General features: G+C 61.4%; 16 protein-coding genes. 11 read left to right on the forward strand and 5 right to left on the reverse strand.

Translation table 11 applies throughout. From position 1 onward, the window contains the following. Positions 1–651: 651 nt before the first annotated feature. Positions 652–957 carry a site-specific DNA-methyltransferase gene (locus ACFSNN_RS12090; RefSeq protein WP_341868433.1) on the reverse strand — a complete coding sequence of 102 codons (306 nt, stop codon included), beginning with the start codon at positions 955–957 and terminating at the stop codon, positions 652–654. Between ACFSNN_RS12090 and ACFSNN_RS12095 the strand changes: the two genes are divergently transcribed. The 5 genes from ACFSNN_RS12095 to ACFSNN_RS12115 all read left to right on the forward strand — a co-directional run bounded on the left by ACFSNN_RS12095 (position 948) and on the right by ACFSNN_RS12115 (position 4,233). Next, positions 948–1,187 carry a hypothetical protein gene (locus ACFSNN_RS12095; protein WP_134456281.1) on the forward strand — a complete coding sequence of 80 codons (240 nt, stop codon included), beginning with the start codon at positions 948–950 and terminating at the stop codon, positions 1,185–1,187. The genes ACFSNN_RS12090 and ACFSNN_RS12095 overlap by 10 nt on opposite strands. Before the next feature lie 71 nt (positions 1,188–1,258). Further along, positions 1,259–1,507 (forward strand): hypothetical protein, encoded by a 249-nt coding sequence (locus ACFSNN_RS12100; RefSeq protein WP_134456282.1) that lies wholly within the window; start codon positions 1,259–1,261, stop codon positions 1,505–1,507. An 18-nt stretch (positions 1,508–1,525) separates the two neighbouring features. Beyond that, positions 1,526–1,804 (forward strand): MerR family transcriptional regulator, encoded by a 279-nt coding sequence (locus ACFSNN_RS12105; protein WP_208949466.1) that lies wholly within the window; start codon positions 1,526–1,528, stop codon positions 1,802–1,804. A 125-nt stretch (positions 1,805–1,929) separates the two neighbouring features. Then, on the forward strand, positions 1,930–2,757 hold the full coding sequence (locus tag ACFSNN_RS12110; RefSeq protein WP_134456283.1) for a hypothetical protein: 828 nt from the start codon (positions 1,930–1,932) through the stop codon (positions 2,755–2,757). A 513-nt stretch (positions 2,758–3,270) separates the two neighbouring features. After that, positions 3,271–4,233, forward strand: a complete 963-nt coding sequence (locus tag ACFSNN_RS12115; protein WP_134456284.1) for a hypothetical protein — start codon at positions 3,271–3,273, stop codon at positions 4,231–4,233. A 55-nt stretch (positions 4,234–4,288) separates the two neighbouring features. On the opposite strand, the gene ACFSNN_RS12120 is transcribed toward ACFSNN_RS12115, so the two are convergent. After that, complete coding sequence (locus tag ACFSNN_RS12120; RefSeq protein ID WP_134456285.1) at positions 4,289–5,002, reverse strand: tyrosine-type recombinase/integrase; 714 nt, start codon at positions 5,000–5,002, stop codon at positions 4,289–4,291. 70 nt (positions 5,003–5,072) lie between these two features. Continuing rightward, positions 5,073–5,627 (reverse strand): Arm DNA-binding domain-containing protein, encoded by a 555-nt coding sequence (locus ACFSNN_RS12125; protein WP_134456286.1) that lies wholly within the window; start codon positions 5,625–5,627, stop codon positions 5,073–5,075. Positions 5,628–6,212: 585 nt separating this feature from the next. On the opposite strand from ACFSNN_RS12125, the gene ACFSNN_RS12130 reads away from it, so the two are divergent. The 6 genes from ACFSNN_RS12130 to ACFSNN_RS12155 all read left to right on the forward strand — a co-directional run bounded on the left by ACFSNN_RS12130 (position 6,213) and on the right by ACFSNN_RS12155 (position 11,353). Further along, positions 6,213–6,758: an NUDIX hydrolase gene (locus ACFSNN_RS12130; protein ID WP_012432750.1), complete on the forward strand. Its 546-nt coding sequence runs from the start codon at positions 6,213–6,215 to the stop codon at positions 6,756–6,758. A 9-nt stretch (positions 6,759–6,767) separates the two neighbouring features. Beyond that, a complete protein-coding gene (aat, locus tag ACFSNN_RS12135; protein WP_134456287.1) occupies positions 6,768–7,505 on the forward strand; it encodes a leucyl/phenylalanyl-tRNA--protein transferase in 738 nt (245 codons plus the stop codon). 117 nt (positions 7,506–7,622) lie between these two features. Next, entirely contained in the window at positions 7,623–8,444 is an 822-nt protein-coding gene (locus ACFSNN_RS12140) for an arginyltransferase (protein ID WP_134456288.1), read from the forward strand. A gap of 81 nt (positions 8,445–8,525) precedes the next feature. Beyond that, positions 8,526–9,587 carry a quinone-dependent dihydroorotate dehydrogenase gene (locus tag ACFSNN_RS12145; RefSeq protein WP_012432747.1) on the forward strand — a complete coding sequence of 354 codons (1,062 nt, stop codon included), beginning with the start codon at positions 8,526–8,528 and terminating at the stop codon, positions 9,585–9,587. A gap of 198 nt (positions 9,588–9,785) precedes the next feature. Then, positions 9,786–10,580: a cystine ABC transporter substrate-binding protein gene (locus ACFSNN_RS12150; RefSeq protein WP_134456289.1), complete on the forward strand. Its 795-nt coding sequence runs from the start codon at positions 9,786–9,788 to the stop codon at positions 10,578–10,580. Positions 10,581–10,693: 113 nt separating this feature from the next. Further along, positions 10,694–11,353, forward strand: coding sequence for an amino acid ABC transporter permease (locus ACFSNN_RS12155; protein WP_134456290.1), 660 nt, complete (start codon positions 10,694–10,696; stop codon positions 11,351–11,353). An 18-nt stretch (positions 11,354–11,371) separates the two neighbouring features. On the opposite strand, the gene lepB is transcribed toward ACFSNN_RS12155, so the two are convergent. Beyond that, positions 11,372–12,070: a signal peptidase I gene (gene lepB / locus ACFSNN_RS12160; RefSeq protein ID WP_012432744.1), complete on the reverse strand. Its 699-nt coding sequence runs from the start codon at positions 12,068–12,070 to the stop codon at positions 11,372–11,374. Between the two features lie 120 nt (positions 12,071–12,190). Further along, entirely contained in the window at positions 12,191–13,189 is a 999-nt protein-coding gene (locus ACFSNN_RS12165) for a Gfo/Idh/MocA family protein (protein ID WP_134456291.1), read from the reverse strand. Between the last annotated feature and the right edge of the window lie 61 nt (positions 13,190–13,250).

Here is a 13,250-nt window from a genome sequence, read left to right on the forward strand (position 1 = left end):
TCTGTGCATCGGCGCGGTGTTGTCGTGGCAATCGGCGGTATGGATTAGTCGATTGTCGCGGCGGCTATCGTGGCCGCTCTTCAACACGCGCTGGCATGATTGTTGGGACATTGAGCATTGCGACGTGTCGGCCTTCGGCTATGCCTTCATCGTCGCGTTCGTGTTCGCGCCGTGCATCGTTTGGGCGCTTGCAGGATTCAAAGCTACGGGCCGCGCTTTGTCGCGAACGTGGACGGCGTTGATGCTCACAATAGGTACGGTCTGTTTCTATCTGGTCTTCTATGCCGCGGTTTGGCGTTGAGCGGATAACACGAATGCCCCGCATATGCGGGGCTCTTTAATTCTGGTGGCCGTTAGCGCGTCAAGCGCGAAATGCTTCCACCGACGCTCTAAACTGCGGGTTCGGGGATATCGCATGTCCGGCTCTTGTCTTCCACGATCAACGCATGAAGGTTCCTAAGCGCGACGATTCGCCCGGCTCCGCTTTCGTAAGCGCTTTGGCGGCCGATCTTCAGGTTGACAGAGAAACGATAGTACAAAATCGGATGACAGCGGATCGCATTCGATTAGCGAGCGGGACATATCAATCTCCTATGTGTTGAGTGCGAGCGCAGTCGATCCGCTGTTTCGGACGTATCGCGTCCCGTTCTCCTAACTCAACGATAAGCGTGTCTGTTCCTGCGCCATGTCGGCGTGATCGAATAGCTCGCCCTGGCGGTGCGCCTCGTTGATGCGTTCGCAAGCGTTATCGAAGTGCGTCGGGTCAAGCTCGATACCGACGAAGCCCCGGCCGGTCTGTAGTGCCGCTACGCCCGTTGTCCCCGAGCCCATGAACGGATCAAGCACGATCGCGCCGGACGGCACCACGCGCAGCAATTCGCGCATGAGCGCTAGCGGTTTTTGCGTGACGTGTAGGCACGTTGCGATGGTCGGAAACGTGGCGGGAAATGCGGCTATGTCTGCACACGGGCGCGCGGGCGCGTGACGATCTCCCGTTCGATGCTGTCACCTTCGGCCGCCTCACGCTGCGGCCGCGCGAAGGCGGAACCGTTGCATTCCTCGCACGCGCGCAGGTACACCCGCGCACCGAAACGGTAACGGCGAAGCTGGTTACGTTGCTCAAGCACGAAGTGCCCGCAACGCTCGATGCAAGCGAAGCCACCGACGAAAGCGAGGCCGACGAATAGCCCACCTGTTGCGAAGCGATACCGGGCCACGCCTCGCGCGCGAGCCCGGCCGCGTCGCTGGAGAAGACGCCATGTCATCAAGGAACGCAAAAGAGCGTGAAACACTGCGCGGGCGCGTACCGCCCGAATGCGGCGAAGACGGTACGGAAGACGTGATCGAGTGGCGGCCCGATTGGGGCCGATGCTGCGACGTGTGCGGGCAAAGGCCGTGCATGGTCGGCGTGAGTTGCGGTGTCGTCGTGATAGAGGCCACGCGCTGCACGGATTGCCTCGATGACGATAGCGCGGCGGCGCGCGCCGCAGTCGGTAGCGGGTATTGATGACGCGCGGGGGCCACCATGAACGCCGCCACGCGTCCCGATGTTTTCCCGCCCGCCGTCAAACCACCGGCAAAGAAGACGCCGCCGAAAGACACGCCGCCGATGACGATAGAGGAATTTTGCAAGCGGTACGCCCTGAGCCGGTCGCATTACTACGAGATGAAGCAGGAGGGGCGCACGCCCGCCGAGTTGCGCGTTGGTCGCAAGGCCCTGATAACGGCCGACAGCGCCCGCGCATGGGAGCGGCGGATTTTCCTGGAGCAAAAAGCCACAAGAGCGACGCCGGCGAAGGGTTAGGCCGCTACCAGCGATAAAGCCGCTTGTCCGGGGCTTTATCCTAATCGACCAGTGGGAGCATCAGATAGAATACAGTGCCACAATTTTAAAAAACACTATTGTTCTCTCGGGGATGCACATTCAATATGGAACCGCTTAAAAGTGCACTCGATCTTCTTGCCCCCGGCTGGGTCGGGTCGATAATTGGAATTGTTGGAGTCGTCGCGGCGGTCATCACCTATTTTCTCACCCGGCAACGAAGCCGCTTTGCTTATCGCACTAGCGGGGAGCGACTGCTTGGCTTGACTACGGAGGGATTGCCGCCCGATATTACGGTGCAATATCGGGGGCAGGAAATTCCCCGTCTGACACGAACACTGGTCGTCTTCTGGAATGACGGGGAGAAGAGTGTTTCTGGTGAGGATGTTGTTGGGTCCGATCCGCTTCGCCTGCGGTTTGCAGATGACGCCCGTGTCTTGGCCGCCACCGTGCTGAAACAAGCGCGCAATGTCTGTCAAGTCCAAGCGCGGCATAATCTGGCGGAGCCTACGGACGTTGAAATCACTTTTGCATTTCTGGACAAGAACGACGGAGCGGTTGTGGAGGTTCTGCATACTGGCAAGGAGCGGGAGGCGGCGTTTCTTGGAACCATAAAAGGATTTCCTAAGGGGCTACACGATCTTGGCAGACTGACGTGGCAACTACGATCGCGAGCGTTGCGATCGCGATCTGCCCTATCGATTATCCTCGAGCCAAGAAAATTTGGATTGTTGATGGCTGGCGTCGGGCTGGGGATTGCTGCTCTCGGCATATTTGCTCCGCCTCGTCGGCTTGAGGAAATGAGTGCTATTCCAGTTCGCGGTCCTGTTTTCATAGTGGCGATCGGTGGGATTTATTTTTTGCTTGGGTTTGCGTTTCTATTTCTTACCCGTCGAAGGTATCCGAAAGCGATTCACATTGATGAATTGGACTAACACACCACCTGCTTCAAATGTGCGTGTGTTCAATTGAAAAAAGCCCGCATCGCTGCGGGCTTTTTCCTGCCTGCGTCGCTTAGACGGCGCGGCACGCTCGCAACCTGCGCAACCTGCGGCCCGTTGAGTTGCAGGGCCGCGACGGCACGAAGCTTGTCATCACGTGCCAGCTGTGCGTATCGCATGGTCACTGCGAGCGATGCATAGCCGAGCGTCGCGCGGCTGCAAGGGGGTTGATAACGGCACGCCAGTGCACGCGAATGGGAGCGCCGCTTACTGGCAGAACGGAAAGCCGCGACGGCTGCAGATCGCAAGCGCTAGTTCACTATAGGCTCAGCGAGGACTCCCTCATGTGCAGTCTCGCTGAGCCGAATCGCTTGACAGAAGCCCAACGCTTGCTATTGGCCACGCGCGCCTGATATGTTACTGGGTCAAACATCGCGTCTAGGCTGATATGGGTTTGAATGTCCGATGCGGCGTAACAACTACAGACGTTTGAGTCGGAGTGTCGGCGTGAATAACAAGGTTTCGTTTTGGGCTTCGTCTAAGTGGAGCGGTATCGGCGCTATCGCTACGTTGGTGGGACTCGCATTTACGGCAGCTGGGCTCTGGCTGAGTGTGCATCTGGCCAATCCGAAAGATTCAACAGGTACATTGCATATCCAACGGTTCATTGCTTCTAGCATCTTGCCACCGGAGTACTTCCCAAACGCAGATCAAACGCCTGTTAGGTTGTCGATGGGAGGCTTGTCGGCGTTGCCGGGCCACCTGCAACTAAGAACATATCTGGTGCAAAACCTTAGCGCGCGTCACCTCACCACCGCCGACTTTGATACACCAATAACCGTTCGCGCTTTAGGCGGGAGGAAGTTCGTAGAAGTTGACGTGGTGCCGCCTGCGAATCGACCACCGATCCGAGTGAAAGTGACGGCAGACACTGCGATGATTCCGCCAATGCTCTTGAACGTGGGAGAGGTTGCACTAATTAAAGTGCTTCTACAAACGTCTGACGTCGTTCCCCTTATGGCCGAGCCGTACGCAAACGATGACGGTGTCCTTGCGTGGACTGCGCAAATCAAAGGGTTCGATCTTTCGGTAACCGGCGCGGATCGCAACCAAGTATCCTGGCTCAACTCGAATGTGCCAGGTATCTTCGTTATCCACACCGGATATGCGGTTTTCGCGATAGTCGCTATTGGGGTCCTACTTTCTCTCTTGCAACTTGGTGCGATGGCTTGGCGGCGAGGAAAGATTATCCTTAGCTTTACGCGTAGCGTTGAGATTTCGCTTCGCGTTGCGCTAGCATGGGGAGCGGCGGAAGTACTCGTGACTTTCGCTGACACCCAGCTTTCAACGTCTTTTTGGGTCAACTGGTTTGTCTTGGCAATTTATGGCGCGCTCCTGCTACCGGTTCACCTCCTGTTTCGGCACAAGGCCCCGTATAAACCCGAGTCGTCGAATCCCGCAACGGAATAGCAGCGACAGCAGGGTAACGCCCGCGTATTGCGGGCTTACCTAGTCTCCGACCGCCCTAGGCTGCGAGGCGCGGGACACTCGCAACTTGGGCGACTTGTGGTCCGTTAAGTTGTAGCGCCGCGACGGCGCGAAGCTTGTTATCAGGTGCAAGGTGCGCGTAACGCATCGTCATTGCGAGCGACGCATGGCCGAGCAATTCGCGTACTACGTTCAAGTCGACGCCGGACTGCACAAGCCACGATGCAAAGGTGTGGCGCATATCGTGCCATCGGTACGACTCGATGCGCGCCGCCTTGAGTACCGCCCCGAAAGATTTTTTCATGCACTGGATAGGCTCGCCGGATTCGCCCGCGAACACATAGGGGCTCTTAGGGTGCGCCAGGGGCTTCCACGTTACTAACACGTCATAGAGCGCGGCATTCATCGGGATATGCCTCTGCTTGCCGGATTTCGCGTGTTCGTCGCGCACGGTGACGATACGGTGTACCAGGTCGATATCTTCCCAGCGCAGGTTAAATAATTCGCCCTTTCGGAGTCCGGTCATGAGGGAGACGAGCACGGCCGGGCGCAACGCGTCCACAAACTCGACTTGCCCCAGATCGGGAAGCGCGGGCAAGCGGCGGCGGCGGCGGTGTTCGTTCGTGCGCTCGCGAGCGGCCCGTATGTCGTTCTCGCGGGCCATCATCGCCTTGTAAAGCCGTTCGGCTTCCTCACGCGTCAGATAGCGCACGATGCCGGATGACTCAGGAAGCATCTTTACTTTCGCCATCGGGTGAGCGGCGATGATTTCGTGATCGACGGCATGGGTAAATAGCCCCTGAATTGCCGTAAGCTTTTTGTTAGTTGTCGCCTTCGAGAGCGGGCGTTTTTTGTCGCCGGACTTGCCGGTTCGCCATGTTTCGAGGTTGGGCCCCGTTATTTCGTCTAGCGGCGTGTCGAGATATTCGGGGAACGATTGAACGATAATGCGGCCGTTTGGCGTCGCCGTGCGCGGGAGTCTTGCAGTAGGTGCGAAGGTGAGCCGTATAGGTGTCTTCGAGGTAGGCGCGCAGGGTCGGCACGCTACGCGCCACCTTGGCGACGCTTTGCCGTTTCACGCGGCGAACGGCGGTAGCGGTGAGGGTGTCGCCTTTCCGGTCCTGTAGTTCCGACTCACGGCGGGCTGTCTCGCGCGCTTCGCCGGGTTTCATTTCCGGCCACCGGCCTACGGTAAGGCGGCCCATCGAGCCGTCCGGGCGCGTCCATCGGTAGGTATAGGTTCTGAGCCCTGCGGGTGTCACCTTCACGCGGAACCCGCGTAGTTCCGTATCGGCGTATTCCTGATATGCACCGGTCGGTTTCAGTGCTTGCATAAAAGCACGGTCGATCGTAAAGCGCTGGTGTTTCGTTCCCATCGTGTCGTATCCAGTGAGGTTAGATCGCGGGGCCGTCTTAGGGCAAATCTAGGGCAATTTTTGCCCTGGACTGCACTGGGCAGCACCGGACTGCACTGGATACACGCACCGGCTAAATACCTGATAAATATAGGTTTCTGGACTGCACTGGACTGCACTGGATAGTTATTCTCGCCCTCATAACCCGAAGGTCGTAGGTTCAAATCCTACCCCCGCAGCCAAACGCACTAAATTGGTTGGAGACGTCGAAAACAACATTGAAGGCTTGCCAAACCGGCAGGCCTTTTTTGTTTCTTTGCAGCTGTTTTACGACGCGTAGCGCATTACCGGCCGCGGTCGTACTGCCTTTCTTTCAGCACCGATCCCACCACTGGCTTGCGACACCATGCATGCCCCCGGATCGGGCCTCGCGCGCAAGATACTCCGGATTCCGAACAAAACAGTTCCGCCGCGCGCACGCAGTTTTCGGCTTGTTCCTCAGCACCGGCCTCGCCTCTCGCCAAATCCCGCTCGCCGCGATTTCACGACCTGAGAAAAACTTCGCCCCGGTGATAAACTCCTATCACCCTTTCTCGTCCCCTTCCTATGAAATTCTGTTCTGTCTGCGGCCAGGGCGTCAGCCTGAGCATTCCGCCTGGCGACAACCGCGAGCGCTTCGTATGCGGCAGTTGCGGCACGGTGCACTATCAGAATCCGCGCAACGTGGTCGGCACCGTCCCGGTGTGGGACGACAAAGTGCTGCTGTGCCGTCGCGCGATCGAACCGCGCTACGGCTACTGGACGCTGCCTGCCGGTTTCATGGAAATGGGCGAGACGACCGCTGAAGCGGCATCGCGCGAAACGCTGGAAGAAGCCGGCGCGCGCGTCGAAGTGCAAAACCTCTTCTCGCTGCTGAACGTGCCGCACGTGCACCAGGTGCATCTGTTCTATATGGCGCGCCTGCTCGATCTCGACATTGCCGCCGGCGAAGAAAGCCTCGAAGTGAAGCTCTTCGAAGAACACGAGGTCCCCTGGGACGAGATTGCTTTTCCCACGGTCGGCCAGACCCTGCGTTTCTTTTTCGCCGACCGCGCCGCCGGCAGCTTCGGCCTGCACACGGGCGACATCTTCCGCTCGCTGCGCGAAGGTTGAGCGGCGCGCATGGTTCCCTGGCTCGGACCTGACGATCCGTTCCCGCCCGTCGAACGCGCCCTCGGCGCGACCAGCGGCGCGCCCGGCCTGCTCGCCGCCAGCGGCGACCTGCTGCCGTCGCGCCTGATCGACGCCTATCGGCGCGGCATTTTCCCGTGGTATTCGGACGGCCAGCCGGTGTTGTGGTGGAGCCCCGACCCGCGCATGGTTCTGCGCCCCGCCGAATTCAAGGTGGCGCCGTCGCTGCGCAAAACGCTCAGGCGCGTGCTGCGCGAAGACGCGTGGGAAATTCGCGTCGACCATGACTTTGCCTCGGTGATGCGCGCCTGCGCCCAAGCGCCGCGACGTGGACAGCGCGGCACCTGGATCACCGCGGATGTGGTCGAAGCGTACTCGTCGCTGCATCGCGTGGGCGACGCGCACAGCATCGAAACCTGGTTCGAAGGCAGGCGCGTGGGCGGTTTGTACGGCGTGTCGTTCGGCAAAATGTTCTTCGGCGAATCCATGTTCGCGGAGGTCACGGATGCGTCGAAAATGGCGCTGGCCGCGCTTGTCGGACACTTACGCCGTCACGAAATAGAAATGATAGACTGCCAGCAGAACACGTCGCATCTGGCGTCGCTAGGCGGTCGCGAGATAGCGCGCAAGGCATTCATCGCGCATGTTCGCGCGTCGGTCGAGGCGCCGCCGATTCCCTGGCGCTTCGACAAGACCGCGTTGCTCGAGGTCGTCGCGCCGGCGTCGTAGGAAAGAATCAGGCCGAATCCGGATCCGCTGCCTACCGAGCCGCGGGTCGTGAGCCGCGGCTCGTCAACCGCAAGGCGCCGGGTTTGCATTACCAGAGACGCTTCGAGAGCTGCCAACGTGACTCATCCCAACGAGCTGCCTCTTTCACCGCTTTCGGCGCTGCAATTTTATGCAACGGCGCCCTATCCCTGCAGTTACCTGGACGGGCGCATTGCGCGCTCGCAAGTCGCCACCCCCAGTCACCTCATCAACTCCGACGTCTACACGGACCTCGTCAAGGCCGGCTTCCGGCGCTCGGGCGTGTTCACGTACCGGCCGTATTGCGACGGCTGCCGCGCCTGCGTGCCGGTGCGCGTGCCGGTCGATCAGTTCGAGCCGAACCGCACGCAGCGCCGCGTCTGGAAAAAACACGGCGAACTGATCGCCACCGTCGCGCCGCTCCACTACGACGAAGAGCACTACGCGCTCTACATGCGTTATCAATCGGCGCGGCATGCGGGCGGCGGCATGGATCGCGACAGCCGCGACCAATATGAACAGTTCCTGCTGCAGAGCCGGATCAACTCGCGGCTGGTCGAATTCCGCGAACCGCTGCGCGATCGTCCGGATGCCCCAGGCATTCTGCGCATGATCAGCATGATCGATATCCTCGGTGACGGGCTCTCGTCGGTGTACACGTTTTTCGAGCCGGGGCTGCCCAACACGAGTTTCGGCACCTACAACATCTATTGGCAGATCGAGCAGGCGCGCAGCCTCAAGCTGCCCTACGTGTACCTCGGCTACTGGATTCGCGAGAGTCCGAAGATGGCGTACAAGGCGAATTTCCGGCCGCTCGAAGGTTTGATCGACGGCGCCTGGTGCGTGCTCGATCCCACGGGCGTAGACCTGCCGCCGGTCGACCTGGCGATACACGGCAAGCGCCCGCCGCTCAAGCCGTAGCCGGGCCGTTGCAAAGGCGCGAGCCGGACAGGCCGCGCCGATCGCGCCCGTCGGTCTCATTAAGGCGCCAAAGCCGGTAAAATGGCGGGTTCCCATTTTCCGGCCGCCCGGCTTCGTCCCGTGTTCAGTTCCCTCTACCCGCTTGTACGCGCCCAACTCTTTCGCATGGACGCGGAAGACGCTCACCATCTCACCTTGCGCATGCTCGGCGCCGCCGGCCGCACAGGTCTCGCCGGCGCGTTCGCGCCGCGCGTGCCGGATGCGCCGCGCACCGTGATGGGACTGACGTTCCGCAACCCGGTGGGACTTGCCGCGGGTCTCGACAAGGACGGCGCCTGCATCGACGGCCTGGCCGCGCTCGGCTTCGGCTTTATCGAAGTGGGCACGGTCACGCCGCGCGCGCAGCCGGGCAATCCGCGCCCGCGCATGTTCCGGCTGCCGCAGGCGAACGCCGTGATCAACCGGATGGGCTTCAACAACGCGGGCGTCGACCAGTTCGTAAAGAACGTGCAAGCCGCGCGCTATCGCGGCATTCTCGGCCTGAACATCGGCAAGAACGCCGATACGCCGATCGAGCGCGCCGCCGAAGACTACCTGTACTGCCTCGAACGCGTGTACCCGTTCGCGAGCTACGTGACGGTCAACATCTCATCGCCGAATACGAAGAATCTGCGGCAGTTGCAAGGCGCGGGCGAACTCGACGCGCTGCTCGCGGCGCTCAAGGACAAGCAGCAGCGTCTTGCCGACATGCACGGCAAGCTCGTGCCGCTCGCGCTGAAGATCGCACCGGACCTCGACGACGAGCAGATCAAGTCGATCGCCGACACGTTGTTGCGTCACCAGTTCGAAGGCGTGATCGCCACCAACACCACGCTCTCGCGCACGGCCGTCGCCGGCATGCAATACGGAGACGAAGCCGGCGGCCTGTCGGGCAAGCCGGTGTTCGACGCGTCGAACGAAGTGATCCGCAAGCTGCGCGCGGAAGTCGGCGAAACGGTGCCGATCATCGGCGTCGGCGGGATTTTTTCGGGAGACGATGCGCGCGCGAAGATCGCGGCCGGCGCGTCGCTGGTCCAGCTTTATACCGGGTTCATCTATCGCGGACCGGCGCTAGTCGCCGAATGTGCGCAAGCGTTGCGTTGACGTCGGTGCCGGCGAGCGCCGCGCTGGCGTCCGCTCCGTGGCATGCTCTGCGCCCGCGTCTCGTGTCTCGCGCCCCGCACCCCGACATCGGACGCCGCGCCAGTAATATAGACATAAACAAACGATATTTTAATTTCGATAGTCTGCTTTGTTATGCTTTCGTCTGCTAAAACGCCAGACGAACAAAAAAGGAACTCGATGAAATTTGGCTTGCTGAAAAAGATTCTCGTTGCCGGTCTGATCGGCGCGTCGTTCACCGCCGTCGCCGCCCACGCCGACGACCTGCTCGATCAGGTCAAACAGCGCGGCACGCTGCGCATCGGTCTGGAAGGCACCTTCCCGCCGTTCAATTCGAAAGCGCCGTCGGGCGAACTGGTCGGCTACGACGTCGACATCGCCAAGGCGGTCGCCGCCAAGCTCGGCGTGAAGCCGGAATTCGTCACAACGGAATGGAGCGGCATCATCGCCGGTCTGCAGGCGAACAAGTTCGACGTGATCGTCAACCAGGTCGGCATCACCGACGCACGCAAGCAGGCGCTCGACTTCTCGCCGGCCTACACGTACTCCGCCGCGCAACTGATCCAGCGTAAGGACGACACGCGCCAGTTCAAGTCGCTCGACGATCTGAAGGGCAAGAAGCTCGGCGTCGGCCTGGGCACGAACTACATGGACATGGCGAAGTCGGTGCCGGGCATCGACGTGAAGACGTATCCGGGCGCGCCCGAGTACCTGCGCGACCTGGCCGCCGGGCGTCTGGACGCGGCGCTCAACGACCGCCTGATGCTCGCCTACCTGATGAAGAACTCGCAGTTGCCGCTGCGCACTGGCGCGAACGTCGGCGCGGGCACGCCGTCGGGCATTCCGTTCAGAAAGGGCAACCCGAAGTTCGCCAAGGCGATCGACGACGCGATGACCCAACTCGAAGCCGACGGCACGTTCTCGAAGATCTCGGACAAGTGGTTCGGCATCGACGTCAGCAAGCCGATCAAGTAAAACACGCTCGCTGAACCGAAGGGCGGCATCGTCGACGATGCCGCCCTTCGCGCTTCTGAAGCAAAGTTTATGATGTGCGCTTTTGCGCGCCTAACCCGTCCCCCGCTTAGCTCATGTCCACCACTTCTCTGCTCGTTGAATCGCTGCCCGTGCTCGCGCAGGGCGCCGTCCTGACGGTCAAGTTCGCGGTTCTGTCGATGATCTTCGGCCTGATTGCCGGCGCCGTGCTCGCGTTGATGGGCGTCAGCCACAACCGCGTGTTGAACTGGATCGCGCGCATTTATGTGAGCGTGATGCGCGGCACGCCGCTGCTGGTGCAGATTTTCGTGATCTATTACGGCTTGCCGAGTTTCGGCATTTCACTCGACCCGACGCCGGCCGGCGTGATCGCGTTGTCCGCGAACGTGGCCGCGTATCTGTCGGAGAGCATGCGCGGCGCGATCCTGGGGATCCACAACGGCCAATGGCTCGCGGCCTACAGTCTCGGACTCTCGCGACGCCAGACACTGCGCTACGTGATCGCGCCGCAGGCCTTGCGCATTGCCGTGCCGAGTCTGTCGAACAGTCTGATCAGCCTGATCAAGGACACTTCGCTGGTGTCGGTGATCACCGTGACCGAACTGCTGCGCAGCGCGCAGGAGATCATCGCGTCGACCTATCAGCCGCTGCCGTTGTATCTGGCCGCGGCCGCCGTTTACTGGGTGCTGTGTCAGGTGCTCGAAAGCGTGCAACGCTGGTACGAACGGCGCCTTGCGCTGCCGTCGCGTCACTGAGCACCCAACGCTTTTGATTTAGCGGCTGGCGACAGAAGACGCCGCATCCAGCGGCGCGCCGAAGCGTTCGAAGCGCGGCGTGTAGTAGTGGTCCGGATCGAGCGAAAACGCGACATGGCGCGTGCGGCCCATCAATTCCTTGCGCGGAAAGAAGCCGAAGTAACGCGAATCGGCGCTGTCGTCGCGATTGTCGCCGAGCATCAGATACTCGCCGGGCGGCACGACCACCGGCCCGAACGAATCGCGCGGACTCGGCGCCTGCGGCGCGAGCCGCACCGTATGCGTGACGCCGTCGAAGCGCTCGGTCAGATAATCGCCGGGCGATGCGGCGTCGCCAGGCAGCGGCTTGAGCTTGAGCGGCTGGTAGTCGGCGCGCACGCCGTTCACGTACAGCACGTTCTCGCGCATCGCCACGCTGTCGCCGGGCAAGCCGATCAGACGCTTGACGATCAGCTCATGCGCCGCCGACGAATCGATCGTCACGATATCGCCACGCTGCGGATCGTGCAAATGCGCGATCGCGATATGCGTGAGCGGCACGCGCAGATCGTAGGCCATCTTGTCGACGAAGATCCGGTCGCCCTCGCGGATCGTCGGCAGCATCGAGCCGCTCGGCACGACGTTCCAGTCGGCCACAGCGCTGCGAAACAACACCATCAGGAAGAGAAACGCGACGACACTCTTGTTGTCGCGCCACAGTTTTCCGAGCATGCGCATGGCAGGCGGCTCCATTGGAAGGAATTCGAAAGCAGTGGGCACGTGGAGAGCTTTCTCTCTCCGCATGCCCGCGCAAATCCTACCACCGCCGCTGGTCGCAATGCGGCAACGCCGGCGACGCTACTCTCCCGCGAACTTCAACCCGAGCGCCGCGCGCGCCGCGTCGGCCATCGCGATCATCTGCAGCGACTTGCCGTGCGGCATCACCGGACTTTCCATTTGCCCCGCCCGGATCAGTTCGCAGAAGTGCGCGGTCTCGTAGTTCAGACCGCCGCCTTCGAACGGTTCGTCGAGTTCGACCACGCGTCCATCGGTATAACGGATCGTCGCGCGCGACGGATTCCACCATGGCTCGTGAATCGTGACGTGGCCCCCTTTGGCCATCAGCAGCGCATCGCCCTTGCCGTGCAGATCGAGCCCGCAGAACAATTGGGCGATGCCGCCCTCGTGCCGGCTGTTCAGGCTCGCGAACGTATCGACGCCCGTCGCCCCGAGCCGCCCCAGCGTCTGCACCTCGAGCGGCGCGCCCAGCCAGTCGACGGCGAGAAACATCTCGTAGATACCGATGTCGAGCAGCGCGCCGCCCGCATGCTCGAACGACAGCGACGGATGATCGTCCGGCACGCCCGGCACCGAGCAGCCGGCTCGCACCAGCCCGACCGCGCCGATCGGATCAGCATCTAGATGCGCGCGCAACTTTCTGTAGAGCGGATAAAAGGGCGGCTTCATGGCTTCCATGAAAAGCCGCTGCGCGCCGCGCGCGGCGTCGAGCACGCGTTCGAGCTGCGGCTGATTGATGGCAGCGGGTTTTTCGCACAGCACGTGCAGACCGGCTTGCAGCGCGGCGATCGCGTAGTCGGCGTGACTGTCCTGGACGGTGGCGATATAGAGCGCGTGGATACCGCTGGCGAGCAGCGCGTCGAAACTCGCGCACACCTCGCCGCCGAATTCCCCGGCGAATGCCATGGCCGGTTCCGCGCGGCGCGACCACAGCGCAGTCAGTCGCGCGTGCGGCACATGAGCGAGACCTGCCGCGAAGCGACGGGCAATGCGGCCCGTCCCGACGATTCCCCAGCGGATCATGCCGTCCGAGGGGATTTCCTGCGTTGCGATTGTCATCGTTCCTTCGAGTCCATGCAGTTCAGAACAGGCGCTATTGTCGCGCATGCCACACGCTCTC

The sequence above is a fragment of the Paraburkholderia dipogonis genome, from assembly GCF_042680985.1.
In the GTDB taxonomy this organism is placed as follows: Bacteria; Pseudomonadota; Gammaproteobacteria; order Burkholderiales; family Burkholderiaceae; genus Paraburkholderia; species Paraburkholderia phytofirmans.